This is a genomic window from Achromobacter xylosoxidans A8 (assembly GCF_000165835.1).
GTDB classification, from domain to species: domain Bacteria; phylum Pseudomonadota; class Gammaproteobacteria; order Burkholderiales; family Burkholderiaceae_B; genus Achromobacter; species Achromobacter xylosoxidans_B.
Genome location: NC_014640.1, coordinates 5,702,362 through 5,716,776 on the forward strand (window position 1 = coordinate 5,702,362; position 14,415 = coordinate 5,716,776).

12 protein-coding genes are annotated in these 14,415 nt (G+C 65.9%); 2 read left to right on the forward strand and 10 right to left on the reverse strand.

The genetic code is table 11. From position 1 onward, the window contains the following. Positions 1–80: 80 nt before the first annotated feature. From AXYL_RS26375 to AXYL_RS26415, 9 genes are all read right to left on the reverse strand, one after another. A complete protein-coding gene (locus AXYL_RS26375) occupies positions 81–1,043 on the reverse strand; it encodes a FecR domain-containing protein (RefSeq protein ID WP_013395931.1) in 963 nt (320 codons plus the stop codon). After that, positions 1,040–1,558, reverse strand: a complete 519-nt coding sequence (locus AXYL_RS26380) for a sigma-70 family RNA polymerase sigma factor (RefSeq protein ID WP_041654293.1) — start codon at positions 1,556–1,558, stop codon at positions 1,040–1,042. Before AXYL_RS26380 ends, AXYL_RS26375 begins: the two co-directional genes overlap by 4 nt. A 91-nt stretch (positions 1,559–1,649) precedes the next feature. After that, positions 1,650–4,115 carry a TonB-dependent siderophore receptor gene (locus tag AXYL_RS26385; protein WP_013395933.1) on the reverse strand — a complete coding sequence of 822 codons (2,466 nt, stop codon included), beginning with the start codon at positions 4,113–4,115 and terminating at the stop codon, positions 1,650–1,652. A 121-nt stretch (positions 4,116–4,236) separates the two neighbouring features. Continuing rightward, complete coding sequence (locus AXYL_RS26390) at positions 4,237–5,238, reverse strand: FecR domain-containing protein (RefSeq protein WP_013395934.1); 1,002 nt, start codon at positions 5,236–5,238, stop codon at positions 4,237–4,239. A gap of 11 nt (positions 5,239–5,249) precedes the next feature. Continuing rightward, positions 5,250–5,759, reverse strand: coding sequence for a sigma-70 family RNA polymerase sigma factor (locus AXYL_RS26395; RefSeq protein ID WP_013395935.1), 510 nt, complete (start codon positions 5,757–5,759; stop codon positions 5,250–5,252). Between the two features lie 155 nt (positions 5,760–5,914). Then, positions 5,915–8,188 (reverse strand): ferric-rhodotorulic acid/ferric-coprogen receptor FhuE, encoded by a 2,274-nt coding sequence (gene fhuE / locus AXYL_RS26400; protein WP_237709939.1) that lies wholly within the window; start codon positions 8,186–8,188, stop codon positions 5,915–5,917. A gap of 287 nt (positions 8,189–8,475) precedes the next feature. Further along, positions 8,476–9,474, reverse strand: coding sequence for a FecR family protein (locus tag AXYL_RS26405; RefSeq protein ID WP_013395937.1), 999 nt, complete (start codon positions 9,472–9,474; stop codon positions 8,476–8,478). After that, on the reverse strand, positions 9,471–9,974 hold the full coding sequence (locus AXYL_RS26410) for an RNA polymerase sigma factor (RefSeq protein ID WP_013395938.1): 504 nt from the start codon (positions 9,972–9,974) through the stop codon (positions 9,471–9,473). Before AXYL_RS26410 ends, AXYL_RS26405 begins: the two co-directional genes overlap by 4 nt. A gap of 104 nt (positions 9,975–10,078) precedes the next feature. Next, positions 10,079–10,321, reverse strand: coding sequence for a hypothetical protein (locus AXYL_RS26415; RefSeq protein ID WP_013395939.1), 243 nt, complete (start codon positions 10,319–10,321; stop codon positions 10,079–10,081). A gap of 245 nt (positions 10,322–10,566) precedes the next feature. On the opposite strand from AXYL_RS26415, the gene AXYL_RS26420 reads away from it, so the two are divergent. Continuing rightward, complete coding sequence (locus AXYL_RS26420) at positions 10,567–12,672, forward strand: PTS sugar transporter subunit IIC/EAL domain-containing protein (protein ID WP_013395940.1); 2,106 nt, start codon at positions 10,567–10,569, stop codon at positions 12,670–12,672. Here AXYL_RS26420 and AXYL_RS26425 read toward each other — a convergent pair. After that, positions 12,665–13,546 (reverse strand): prohibitin family protein, encoded by an 882-nt coding sequence (locus AXYL_RS26425; protein ID WP_041654296.1) that lies wholly within the window; start codon positions 13,544–13,546, stop codon positions 12,665–12,667. The genes AXYL_RS26420 and AXYL_RS26425 overlap by 8 nt on opposite strands. Positions 13,547–13,836: 290 nt before the next feature. Here AXYL_RS26425 and AXYL_RS26430 point away from each other — a divergent pair, with 290 nt between their 5' ends. Further along, positions 13,837–14,286 (forward strand): anti-virulence regulator CigR family protein, encoded by a 450-nt coding sequence (locus AXYL_RS26430; protein WP_013395943.1) that lies wholly within the window; start codon positions 13,837–13,839, stop codon positions 14,284–14,286. Positions 14,287–14,415 lie beyond the last annotated feature (129 nt).

Genomic DNA, 14,415 nt, shown 5'->3' on the forward strand with positions numbered 1-14,415 from the left:
AGGGTCGGGGTGGCGCGCGGTACGCGGCGGTTCACCCGGTACACCGGACGAAGCAGAAAAAAGTGTCAGCCCATTCGCGATTAGTTTGTAACGCCGGCGCGCGGAGCAACCGTCGTCCAGTACGGCGTGATCCGGCTCACCCTCACGGGCAGGGTTTTTTCCAGCAGCCGCAAGCTGGCATCGATGTCGTTCAAGGGAAAAGCCCCCGACACCCGCAGCCCCGCCACCGCCGGATCGCAGCGCAGCACGCCTCGCCGATACCGCCCCAGTTCATCCACTAGGTCCGCCAGCCGCCAGTTGCGCGCGGCCAGCATGCCTTGCTCCCAGGATGCCGCCGTCGCGTCCACCGCCGCCTGGGCCTGCACCTCGCGCCCATTGAAGACGGTCTGCTGTCCGGCCGGCAGCACCGTGGCGCTGCCTCCTGCCGACATGGGCCGGATCTCCACCGCTCCCTCGAACACCGCCACGCGCACAACGCTCCCTTCGTCGCGCACCATGAAGCGCGTGCCCAGCGCGCGGATTGCTCCCTGCGCGGTCTGGACCACAAAGGGCCGCTGCAGCTGCGGTGTATCGCGGCCCGTGGTCAGCAGGATTTCGCCTGCCCGCAGCCACAGCGTGCGCTGTTGCGCGGTGTAGTCGATGTCCACCGCACTGGCGGTGTTGAGCACCAGCTGCGTGCCGTCGGCCAGTTCCATGCGGCGCTGCTCGCCGGTCGCGGTGCGCGCATCCGCGCTCCATTCCCGCCAGGGCAACTCGCGTCCACCCAGCCAGGCCGCCGGCCCCAGCACCAGCAGGCCGGCCAGCGCCCGCAGCGCCTGCCGGCGTCCCGGACGATCCAGCCGCCGCAAGGTCTCGCCGGCGATCCTCGGCGGGACCTGCCCGAAGCCGCGCAACATGTCCTCGGCCCGCTGCCAGGCGGCGGCATGCGCAGCGCTGCGTGCGCGCCAGCGCTCGAACGCCTCTCGGTCCGATGGCGACAAGGTCTCGGATTGAAAGCGCACCAGCCAGCCGGCCGCTTCCTTCAGGATGGCAGGATCGATCACAGGTCGGTCTGGCTGGCGATCAGGCAAGCGGTCAGCGCTGCCTGCATATGGCGCTTGACGGTGGATAGCGACACGCCCAGGCCCTGCGCGATCGCGTCATAGCCCATGCCCTCGAATTGCGACAGCAGGAAGATCTCGCGGGTTTTGGCCGACAGCTTGCGCAGCGCGGCGTCGATGGCGCCCAGGGTCTCCAGGATCAAGGCGCGCGCCTCCGGCGAAGGCGCTTCCTGCTCGGGCAGTTGCGCGACGGCGGCCAGATAGGCCTCTTCCAGCGCGCGGCGGCGCCAGTGGTCCACCACCAAGCCCTTCGCGATATGGGTCAGCAGCGCGCGCGGTTCGGCGCCGGCTTCCGTCCGGCGCCGCCCGGCCATCAAGCGCACGAAGGTATCGTGGGCCAGGTCCGCCGCGTCGAAGGAATTGCCCAACTTCTTGCGCAGCCAGACCGACAGCCAGCCGTGATGGTCACGATAGAGCTTCGCGACGGGATCGGCGGGCGGGGAATCGGGCGTGGGCAAGGCGCACCTGGCAATAGAATGTAAATAGGAACCATTCATATTCTATCGTATGTACGCGCCCGGCCTCGCCCACCCCGGGCGCCATGGCCGCCTACAGCTTGGGCGCGTAGCGCAGCGTCAGCATCACGTTGCGGGGCTCGCCGTAGTAATTGTTGCTGCTGAGCGTGTTGTACGAAGGCACGTAGTACTTCTTGTCGAACACATTGTTAAGGTTCAGCCCGATGCTCAGTTCCGGCGTGGCCTGATAACCCAGCCGCGCATTCCAGATCGAGAATCCGGCCATGGTGAACTTGCGGTCCGAACTGATCGTATGCGTCTGCGTGTTGACGCCGGCGCCCACGCTCAGGCGGTTTAACGAGCCCGGCAGCCTGTAGTTGGCCCACAGGCGCAGCATATGCTTGGGCGTCCAGGTATTGAAGACCTTGCCCTGGTTGTCGGGGTCGTCCAGATACTTGGTGGTGTTGTAGGTATAGCCGGCATACAGCTCCAGGCCCTTGACGACTTCGCCCGAGACCTCGGCCTCCAGGCCCTGACTGCGCACCTTGCCCGCCGCGCGCGAGCAATACCAGCCATCGCACGCAAAGCCAGCGTCGTAGTCGTTGACCGCGCGGTTCTTGTGGTCGTAGCGGAACAACGCCAGCAGCGTATTGACGCGGCCCTCCGCGAGTTCGCCCTTGACGCCGATTTCGTAGTTGTTGCCCTCGATGGGCTTGAGCAGGCTGCCCGCTACGCTGCGCTCGGTCTGCGGTTCGAACACCGTTGTGTAGCTGGCATAGGCCGACCAGTTGTCGCTCAGCGAGTACACCAGGCCGGCGTAGGGAATGAAACGTCCCGAGGTGCTGGACGTGGTGGCGCTGCCGCCGCCGCTGTAGGTGTAGTCGTACCAGCCGACGCGCCCGCCGCCAATCAGCGCCAGGGATTCAGTGGGCTTGACGCGCCAGGTGCCGTAAATGCCCTTCTGGCGGATGTCGTAGGCGCTTCGCGAGTCATAGCCGCTGGCCTGGGCAATGGTGTCGATGTCCTGCCACGGACGATGGTGGTCGATATCGAAGATATTGCCGCCATCCTGCCAGACGCGCGTGAACCGGTCCTGCGTGGTCAGCTTGGAATAGTTGGCGCCGACCACGACCTCTTGCTTCATCCCCAGGGCGGTGAAGTCGCCGCTGACCGACATGTCCAGCCCGCGCTGCTTGCTGTGGAAGTCCACGCCGAAATCGCCATAGGACAGCCCGCTGCCGTCCGGCTGCACGGCATCCGCGACGCGCTGATGCACGGTCGTGTTCTTTTCATTCATGGCGACGCCGACCATCTTGAAGCGCCATGCGTCGTTGAAGCGGTGCGCCAGGTCGGCGTAAAAAATGGTCTGGTCGTTCTTCGCCCGGTTCCAGGTCGAACCCGTAAAGGTCGAACGCGGCAGGTCGATATCGCCTCCGTCCGCGTAGCGGGGATAGCCCACGAACATCGGCCGCGAGCGGCTGTAGCGGTTGCTGATCCCGATGCCTACCGTGGTGTCATCGCTGATGTCATAGTCCAGCGCGGCATACAGGTTGCGCGTCTTTTCCCACACATAGTCGATGTAGGAATGGCTTTGATCTTCATCCAGCACCACGCGGCCGCGCAAGGTGCCCGATTCGTTCAAGGGACTGCCCGCGTCCAACTGCAGGCCGTAGTGATCCCAGGAGCCGGCCTTGGCCGTTACCACCACCGCAGGCTCCGCCCCGCCGCGCTTGCGCACCAGGTTGATCGCGCCGCCCGGGCTGCCCGCCCCCTGCAACAGGCCGGCGGCGCCGCGCAGGATTTCCACGCGGTCATAGAACACCAGCGAGTCCTGCTCCCAGTTGCCCAGGCTGTAGCTGTTGCGCAGCAAGGACACGCCATCGTATTGCAGCAGGTCCACGGGGAAGCCGCGGGCGTTGATCGCCACCCCGGGACCCACGCCCTGCACGCCCACCATGCCGGTGGTGTTGTTCACCGCGTCCGGCAGGCTGACCATGTCCTGGTCATCCATGCGCTGCCGGGTCAGCACAGTGATGGATTGCGGAATGTCTTTCAAGGCCTGCGCCGTCTTGCCGATGGTGACGGCCGGCGAAGTGTAGGAGCCCGTGCCATCCGTGGTGGTGGCGTAGCTGCCCGTCACCGTGACCGGCGCCAAGGTCGCGGCCGCCCCCGCCGCCGCCGCTTGTCGCAGGCGATAGCCGCCCTCGGGGCGCGCCACGGCTTCCAGCCCGGTACCTGCCAGCAGGCGCTGCAGCGCCGTGTGGACAGCATAGGAACCCGTCACGCCCCCCGTCGCCGCGCCCGCCGTCAACGCGGGATCGGATGCCACCATGACGCCGGCCTGCACGCCGAACGCGCCCAGCGCCGCGCCTAGCGGGCCTGCTTCGATACTGAAGGCAACGACGCGCTGTCCGGACGCCGGCGCCTGGGCAAACGCGGCCGCCGGCCACAAGGCGACGGCCATCACGCCAGGCAGGGCGCAGCGCAGCGCGGCGCTCAAGGCCGTGCGCGGCAAGGGAAGGCGGACGAGGGCCGCGGCGCGGACTAGACGAGAAGACATGAATGGGTTCCCTGGCTCATGAAGAATCGGCGCAGCCTGAAGACCGGCTGCATTCTTTACATGAAGCGCGAGATCGGGATATCCGCCGCCGCTGTTACACAATAGTCCGGCCGCGCACGAATCACGCCAGTCCCACCGTGACCCAGTAGCGGGTATAGCGGCGCACGCGCACCGGCAGGACTTCCTGCAGCATGGCCAGCACCTGGTCGCTGTCCGCCAGCGGAAACGCCCCCACTACGCGCAGGCCGGCCGCCTCGCCCGAACAGCTCAAGCGGCCCGGACGATAACGTCCCAGTTCGCGCAGAAAGTCCGATAGCGGCATCTCGTCGGCGATCAGCATTCCGTCCAGCCACGCCGAGCTAGCCGCTTCCAGAGGCCCGGCGGCAAAGCCGCCAGCAGCCGAGAACTCCGCCTGCGCGCCGGCCGGCACCCGCCGCGGCAAGTCGTTCGGATCCAGGCCGCGCACGTCCACCGCGCCTTCCAGCACCGCCACCCGGATGCGGCCATCTTCCAGACCGCGCACCACGAAACGCGTGCCCACCGGCGTCAGCATGCCGGCACGCGTGCGCACCGTGAAAGGCCGGCCCAGCGGATCGCGCCCGGTAGTCACCTGGATCTCGCCTTCCAGCAGGACAAGTTCGCGCCGGCTCGCCGTGTAGCGCAGGTCCACCGCGCTGGCAGTGTTCAGTTCCAGCAGCGTGCCGTCCGGCAGCGTCACGGCGCGCCGCTCGCCGGTGCCGGTCCGCATATCTGCCGACAGCGCACGCACGGCGCCGCTTTGGCTCACGCCCCAGCCACCCAGGCCCAGGCCGGCCGCCGACACCATCCAACGGATGGCGTTGCGGCGCGACTGGATCAACGGCGCTTGCCGCAGCGTGCGCGCGGCCACCTCGCCGCCGGCTCCAGCAACGCCCGCCGCCACATCGCGCGTCAAGGCGTTCAGCCGTTGCCAGGCCAGCTCGTGCGCGGGCTGCGCAAGGCGCCAGTTTTCAAAACGCCTGCGGTCTTCGTCGGTCACGTCCTCGCGCAGCCGCGACCACCAGTCGGCGGCCTGGCGAACGATCTTGGGATCGACGGTTCCCGCTTCCGGCGCATGCGGCCGCAGCAGCTTGGCGTTTTCCATCCGGCCCGGCCTCAACCGTAGACGGCCGTGTAGCAATGCACCAGCGCGCGGGCCAGGGACTTCTGCACGGCGTTGGGCGTCAAGCCCAGCCGCTCGCCGATTTCGGCATAGGACATGCCGTCCACCTGCGCCATCAGGAAGATCCGGCGGCTGTTCATGGGCAGGCTGTCGAGCAGTTCGCAAACCTGTTCCAGGGCTTCCAGGATCAGGGCGCGTGCTTCGACCGAGGGTTCCACCGCCACCGGCTGCAACGCCACCGATTCGGCATAGGCCGCTTCCAGCGCGGCCCGCCTGGCCCGGCCGATCAGCAGGCGCGTGGCGATGGTGCGCAGATAGGCGCGCGGTTCGTTCAGCGGTTCGCGAAGGTCGGCGCGGATCAGCCGTTCAAACGTGTCGTGCGCCACGTCGGCCGCGTCGGACACATTGCCCAGCTTGCGTTGCAGCACGCTGCGCAACCATTGATGGTGAGCCTGATAGACCGATTGCACCTCGGCACGAGGAGCGAAGGTAGAGGATGGCATGATGGTGCGCCCGGGCGTCGCGGCCAGACGTTCCCACTTAATGAAAATGATTCGCAATTATAATTATCTTCGGCCTCTTTACAAGAACCATGGCTGGAAGCCCGCGGCGGCACGCCGCAAGCCGCGCCGGGCCCGCCCCGGCGCGCGCTGCACAATCAGAACTTGGCAGTCAGGTTGACGAACACGCTTCTGGGTTCGCCGTAATAGACCTGGTTGCCCACGCCGCCCAGGTAGTACTTCCTGTCGAACAGATTGTTCAGGTTCATCTGCGCGGACAGGCGTGAATTGAAGTCGTAGCGCGCCATCAGGTTGTAGATCGCGTAGGCCTTCTGCTTGACCGTGACCATGTTGTCGCCAGCGCTGACTTCGGAATAGCTCGACAGTTGCCAGTTGACGCCGCCGCCCACCGTCAGACGGCTCCATTCCCCCGGCAGTCGGTAAGTCGTAAACAACCTGGCCACCGCGCGCGGACGCTCGGGATTGACCGATACGCCCTGCGCGTCGCGGCTGGTGTAGTAGGTGCCGCCGGCATAGGCATTCCAGCCCTGCGCCAGTTGTCCGCTCACTTCCAGCTCGATGCCCTTGGTGGTGACGCCATCGGCGGTCGTGTAGGCTTGATCCGGCGTGCCTGGCACCAGCTTGTCGCCGTCCAGCACCGCCACCTTGCTTTGCTTGACCTTGAACAGCGCAACGGACGCATTCAACCTGCCGTCCAGGTATTCGCCCTTCAGGCCCACCTCGTAGTTCTGACCCTGCACCGGGTCCAGATAGTTGCCGCTGCTGTCGCGATTGTCCTGCGGCTGGAAGATGTCGGTATAGCTGGCGTAGGCAGAGTAGGTGTCGTTCAGGTCGACCACCAGGCCAGCGTATGGAATGAACTGGGAGTCCTTTTGATCGCGCGTGGGCGACTTCGATTCCCAGGTCGCGTAGCGGCCGCCGGTTATGGCGGTCAGGTTGTCGGTCAACGACCACCGCGCCGCGGCATAGACGCCGCGCTGGTGCGTGACCGTATCGCGCAGGCTGGCCTCGGTCCAGGTCGGCTGCGCGTACGATCCGTCCCACTCGTAGAAGTTGCCGGTGTCCGCCAGCGAAGCGCGGTCGAAACCATAACGGTAGAAGTCCTCGCCGTAGCGGCTGCGCATGGCGCCCACCACCAGTTCATGCTTGCGGCCAAGCAGGCTGAACGGCCCCGTGGCCTGCAAGTCCAGCGAGGTTTGTTGCGCGTAGGAATTCCAGTACCCCGGCAGTGCCGCCAGGCCAGTTCCCGTTGCCTGATCCAGATCGCCGTACAGGTACAGGAGCTTGGCGTCGTACTTGCTTTTACGCTGCGACCAGTCGGCCTTGACTTCCCAATCGTTGGCGAAGCGATGCTCCAGCGTGGCGAACACCGTCTGATTGGTCGTGTGCCAGTACGTCCAGTCCGCCGCCGTGGTCTTGGAACGCCGCCAGTCGGTCGGCGTGCCGTCGCTGAACACCACGGGCAGGCTGCCCCAGGTGGATCCGCGTGGACGCTTGTCCTGATAATCCGCCCCCACGCTCAGCCGGGTCGATGGCGTCAGATCGGCATCGATGACACCGTAGAACACCTTCTTGTTCGCATGATAAAGGTCGATATAGGAATCGCGCCCCTGATACAGCGCCACCATGCGCGCACGCACGGTGCCTTCCTGGTTCAAGGGCGTGGACATGTCCACCGTGCCCCGGTATTGATTCCACGAACCCGCACCGGCGCTGACCATCCCGGTGAATTCGCGGCTGTTGGCATGTTTGCGCACCAGGTTGATGGAAGCGCCCGGGTTGCCCGCACCGGTCATCAGCCCGGTGGCGCCGCGCACGACTTCGATGCGGTCGTAGATGAACGAATCATTGTCGGATTCGCCATACATCGACAGGCCGATGGTGGTGGGTACGCCGTCGTACTGCAGGCTGTCGATGTAGAAGCCGCGCGACCAGAAATCGGTGCGATCGGTATCTTCGCTGACCACCTGCACGCCAACCACATTGCCCATCACCTCGTCCAGCGAGCGCAGGTTCTGGTCATCGATGCGCTGACGCGTCACGACGCTGACGGACTGCGGGGTTTCGCGCAAGGACAGGGTCAGCCCGGTGGCTGCGGCCGAAGCCGGCGTCGTATAGGAACCGGTGCCTTCGGTCATCGCCGGATCCATGCTGCCCAGCACCGTGACCGGCGCCAGGCTGGCCACGCCGCCATCGCGCGACAGGATGATGCTGTCGCCCTGCCAGCGGTAGGTCACGCCCGAACCCTGCAGCAGGCTGCGCAACGCCTCCTCCGGATCCAGCCTGCCGCGCAGGCCCTTGCTGCTGACTCCGGCCACCACCTCGGGCGCGTAGAAGACACGCACCTTGGTTTGCGCCGCCCATTGCATCAAGGCATCTCCCAGCGGCTGTGCCGCGATATCGATCGACACGGCAGGCGCCTGGGCCCACGCGCTCGCGGGCGCACCTGCCGTCGCCAGGCTCAAGGCCAACACCAAGGAAGAAAGCATGAAACGGGGAGACGCGCACGCGAAACGCGTGGCCACGGGGAAATGCCGGGCTGCTGGAATAGTCACAAGTACCTGCTGTTCTGTTCGACGATACGGGGAACGTTTCCCGAAATGGAAACGCGGCGGCTGCCGCCTTCCTTCGTAGAACGAATCAGCCCAAGATAAACCTGAATCCCATTCTCATTTATTTTGTAACCGTGGCGCAGGACCTACCTGGCGCTGATGTCGAGGGTGCCGTCCGGGCCCGGCGTCAGCTTTACAGGCGCCACCGCCGGCAAGGCGTCGACCAGGGCTTCAGGGCGATCCAGGCTGAATGACGCCGACACCCTCAAGCGCCCCACCTTGTCGTCCGCCAGCCGCAATGGCGTGGACAAGTAGCGGTTCATATCCCGCACCACCTCGGCCAGCGGCGCGTTCTTGTACACCACCCGCCCTTCGCGCCAGGCGATCGCGCTCTGGACATCGGCGGGCGCAGGCACGCCGATCGCGCCGCTGCCCGGCACACGGATGCCGTCCCCCCCTCGCAGCACGGCATGGCCCATGTTCCACCAGCGGCCGCCCGACACCTCCACCGTGCCGGACGCCACCAGCACCGCCACCTGCTCTTCATCGCGCCGCACATCGAAGACCGTACCGGTCACGCGGACCACGCCGCTGCCAGCCCGCACGATGAATGGACGGGCCGCATCGGCACTGACGGTGAACAGGATCTCGCCACGGTCCAGCGCCACTTCCCGCCGTTCCGCATAAAGCCTTACGTCGGCGCGCGTGGCGCCATTGATCTCCAGCATGGAACCATCAGGCAGCGTCACCTGGCGGCGTTCGCCGCGTTCCGCGCTGAGCGTTGCGGTGTACGCCGGCACCTCTACCGGCAGGCTCCACCAAGCCACCAGCGCGGCTGCGCCCAAGGCCGCACAGCCCGCGGCAAAGCGCAGCGCAAGACGGCCCTGGCGCTGCGGCCTGGGTCGCGGCGGGACCTCCCCTCCGAGCAGCGTCCGGACTTGATCGCGGGACAGTCCGGCAGCCGCCCGCCCCAACTGCTGCATGCGGTCGAATTCGCGCGCGGCCTCGGAGTGGTCGCGCCGCCACCGGGCAAAGTCGCGTCGCTGGCGGCGCGTCAGTTCGCCCGAATGCCAGCGGGCGAACCACTGCGCCGCAGTATCCGCCTCGCGCTGCTCGCCGGGGTCATGGGGGGAAGGCATCGTCATGGATTGTGTTCACGCATGCGGTCGCGCACGAATTCGATCGCCCGCATGACGTAGCGTTCGATCATGTTCTTGGACAGGCCCATATGCTGAGCCACCTCGGCCTGCGTCCAGCCTTCGATGCGATTCAGGACGAAGGCTTCACGGCACTTGGGCGGCAATTCTGCCAGGACTTGGGCCAGGTCATCGGCCAGGCGCGACGCGCGCACCGGGGATTCCGGGTCGGTCCAGGCAGGCTGGTCGGCTTCGTCCAGCAGGTCCAGCGGCACATGCTCGGTCCGTTCCTGGCGGCGCCAGCGGTCGATCAAGCGATGCCCGGCAGCCTGGAACAAGTAGCTGCGCGCCTTCAACGCGACGCTGGCGTCCGCCTTCAGCAGGCGTTCGATGGCATCGTGCGCCGCGTCCTCCGCGTCATGCCTGTTGCCGACCCGCCGGCTCCATACCCCAACCAGCTCGTCATAGTAGGCGAGCCAGCCGGTGCGGGGCGGAGGAGAGCGGGACATGAACCGATCGGACAGCGAAGATGGCGACGCCGCGAATTTTACAAATAATTCTCATTATCGCAACTACGTGCCAAGACTCTTGCTAGCATCCCCGGCTCGCCCCGCTAGTAATCCATCGGGATGTGGCTCTGCGCCTCCCGCAGTTCCTGTATGTGGCGTTCGGCCTCTTGCTTCTCGACGGCGGGCGGCAAGGGCCGCCAGCTGACCATGTTGCCCGGCGTCTTCACTGGCATCCAGCCCAGCACGCTGTACAGCGTGATGGCAGTGCATCCGGTGTCGTACCGCGTTTCGTAGTATCCCTGCCGGTCCGGCTTGGTATCGCCGGACGTCCAATCCAACTGAGACATCCATGTCTCCTCAATCTGAAGCTTGTTGTCCCGCGCACCGGGCGAGCCCCTTGATCGTATAGCGGCCCTTCGCGCCCGTGCTGCCACCTTGCGCCCGCTTTGCAATTCTTGATAGAGGGGAATCCCTGACATTCTGATAGGTGCCGATTGCTAAACATGGAAAGCCGGGGCTAGGATGTAGCAAAATATTCTTACAAACACGGGAGCGGCGATCTTCGCTTGCACGGACTCTGGGGCGAACCGCCATGCCGAAACTGGCCCTGATGCGTTATCCAAAAGATCGGCTGGCCGCGCTGGCGGGCGCCAGCGGCTTGCGCGCCATACGCGAAGGCCTGCTCTGGACCCTGCCCTGCCTGCTGATCACGGCGCTGTTCCTGGTGCTGTCGGTCGTCGCCCGCCAACTGGGGCTGCCCGCCTCCGTGGTGGACCTGCTGACCGGCGTCCACGACAAGCTCTCAGGCATCATGCCGATCCTGGCGGGCACCTCCATCGGCTACATGCTGTCGTTCCGCCACCGCGTGCCGCATCTGCCGACCGCATTCCTGTGCCTGTCCTACGTGATGATCGCCGAGGGCCTGATGGCGCCCTATCCCCAGGCGGCCGCCACCCTGGTGCTCTTCATCGCCATTGTTTCGCCCCTGCTGACCGTGCCATTGATGGCCTGGCTGCACCGCCGCCGCTGGACCCAACTGGCGCCGGACGGGCTGATCACTGAAAACGTCCGCGACACGCTGAACATGGTCGTGCCCGGCCTGCTGACGGCCAGCCTGGTCGTGCTGGCGCTGTCCGCCGCGCTGCAGATCCCCGCCGTGGCGCAATTCAACATCCCCTTGAGCCTGGCATCGCTGGACAGCCCGTTCACCTCGGGCGCCCTGATGGCGGGATTGAACTCCCTGCTGTGGTTCTTCGGCATACACGGCTACCACGCCCTCGCCCCCCTGATGAGCGTGATGGACCAGGCGGCCATGCTGAACTCCGCCAGCCAGTCCGCCGGCTACGAAGGCATGTATGCCCTGAACAGCACGCTGCTGGGCGCTTTCGTCTTCATCGGCGGCGCGGGCGCGACGCTGTCGCTGGTGGTGGCCATGCTGCTGTTCGCGCGCAGCGAATCCCTGCGCGTGCTGGCGCTGGCCAGCCTGCCGGTGGCGCTCCTGAACGTGAACGAAATCCTGCTGTTCGGCCTGCCCCTGATCCTGAATCCGCGCCTGCTGGTGCCGTTCATCCTGGCGCCGGTGACCAACGCCATCCTCGCGCTGGCCGTGGTGCAGCTAGGCTGGCTGCCCTCCGCGACGACCACCCTGCCCCTGACCTCGCCGGTGCTGTTCAACGCCTATGTCGCCGCTGGCGGCCATCTGGGCGGGGTGGCGCTACAGCTCACGCTGGTGGCGATAGGCGTGTGCCTGTATGCGCCCTATGTGGTCGCGCTGGAACGTCAGCGCCAGGAAAGCGCCACCGTCTACTTCAAATCGCTGGATACCACCTTCACCCGGCTGCAAGAGGAATCGCTGCTGTACGCGCACGATCCGGTGGTGCAGACCTACGCCGACCGCGCGCGCCGCAACGCCGAGAACAGCCGTATTCGCACCATCAGCCAATACGATTTCCATCTGGAATTCCAGCCGCAAGTGTCATTGCGCAGCGGACTGTGCACCGGCTGCGAAGCCCTGTTGCGCGCCACCGGCCCCGACGGCGCGCGGCAGACGCCGGTGGAGTTCCTGCGCTGGCTCGCACAGGCGGACCTGATGCGGGAAGTGGATCTATGGGTGGCCAGGCAGGCCGTGCAGCAATGCCTGCAATGGCGCAAGCGCGACTTCGCCTTGCCGATGACCATCAACGTCACGGCTGGCACGCTGACGTCCGGCGACTACCTGGAAAAGCTGATCAAGGTGCTGGCGCAGGCCAGCGGGCAGATCTCGGTGGAGCTGACCGAAGACGCGCTGGTGGAGGATACCCAGGCGCTGCACACCGCCTTCGACCGCCTGCACGCGATAGGCGCGCGGGTCTACATCGACGACTTCGGCACCGGCTATTCGGCCTTGGGCTATCTGCACCAGTTCGAGATCGACGCGGTCAAGATCGACCGCAGCTTCGTCGTGGCGCAAGACAGCGACAGGGGCGCGCTGGTCCTGAACGGCCTGCTGCGCTTTTGCGAAGCGCTGAACCTGCAGATCGTGGTGGAAGGCGTGGAAACAGACCAGCAGCTGAAGGCGCTGGCATCCCCCGCCGAAATCATCGTGCAGGGGTGGTACTACAGCAAGGCTTTGTCGGGCGACAGTCTCATGGACTACGCGCGCCGGCGGCAGGCTGCGCCGCCGGAGCCTGCGCAGCCCTCGCCCGCCGCGCCTACTTGATGCCGATAAACGGCAGCGCCGAGCCCGGAACCTGCGTGGCCGGCAGCACGCCGTCCCACTTTTCCACCGCGTTCAGGCTCACCAGATTGGTGTTGGCGGCCAGGGCCTCGGCCTTGGCGCGGATCGCGGCCGCTTCGGCGTCGCCGCGCATGCGGATGCCGTCGGCCTCGGCCGTGAACTGCTGGCGGCGCGCGTCGGCTTCCGCCTTGGCCTTGACCACCTGGATCTCGGCCGTGATCATCGCCGTTTCCTTTTGCTGGCGGGTCGTCTCGATCTGCACCTGCGCCAGCATGCGCTGTTCGATCGAGTGTTCATAGGCCTGCGAGAAGCCGACTTCCTCGATCTGCACGCCCACCACCTGCACCGGCGCGCCTTCCATCGTCTTGAGCACGGCCGAGTTCACGTCCTGGCCCAGCTTCTGGCGCTCCTGGATGGCGCGCACCGCGGTGTACTGGCCGAACACGTTCTTCACCGAATCCGGCGTCTTGCGTTCCAGCACGCGCATCTGCAGATTGCTGATGGTGCCGTACTCCGAATACAGCTCGGCCACGTGCTCGGGCGGCACACGGTAGGTCACCGACACGCGCAGCGTGGCCGGCTGCTGGTCATAGCTGTAGGCTTCCAGTTTTTCAAACACGAACGTGTGGTCGCGCACCGACACCGTCATCACGTTGTCGATGAACGGGGTCTTGAAATCCAGGCCCGGTTCCGACACGCGCACCAGCTTGCCGTTGCGCAGCACCACGCCACGCTCGCCCTGATCGACCTGGAACCAGGAATCGAACGCCAGGAACAGGATCAGCACAAACAACACCGCCGTAATCACCGCGATCTTGATACCGCGCGGCTTTACAGCACCAATCGTCTTGACCATCTGGATATCTGTCGGCTTCACTTCGAATCCCTTTCTGATTTTGAACGTTTACGGTCCGAGAGCACGGCGGCGATGCCGCGCGCCAGCAGATAGGCGACCACGGCCGCCCCAACCAAGATCAGGAAATACCTCATCGTGCGTTCCCCCCCGGAAAATAAGCAGGGGATTCTATCGCGAGTGGAAGATCAAATGAATTGTGGCGATTGTTGCGATTGAATCCGCCGGCGAAAGTAGCGCTTGCCCAATGACGGCGCTACGCTAGGCTCCTCTACATAGCAGGAGCCGAAACCATGCGCCGCAAACGTTCGATGATCGTGGCCATCTTTGCCTGTGCCGTCGCGCTCGGTGCGCCGGCGCATGCCGCGCCGCCCGAAGGCAAGGGCAAGCCGGACCATGCCGGCCAGGGCAACGGCAATGGCAAGAACAAGGGCCAACAGAGCCAGGACAACGGCGTCAGCGTCACGCTCAGCACCGCCGGCATCACCGTTTCCACCGCGCGCAGCTACGCCGTGCAGGCGGGCGCTACCGGCTACGGCTCGCTGCCCCCGGGCATACGCAAGAATCTGGCGCGCGGCAAGCCCCTGCCTCCGGGGATCGCCAAGAAGATGGTGCCCGGCCCCATGCTGGCGCGCCTGCCCGTGCATCCCGGATACGAATGGCGCGTCGCGGGCAGCGACCTGATCCTCGTCGCCATCGCCACTGCCGTCGTGGCGGACGTACTCACGGGCGTGTTCAATTAGGCGTGAACGCGCGCCGGCTGCCGCGCCGCGGCGTCCATAGTTCCTAGCATCAGGCCGCACACTGTTACGTCCCTGCGCCAGACCTATCTGCTACCGTTGAATGGCCTCGCGCCGCGGCCCTGGCCCGGC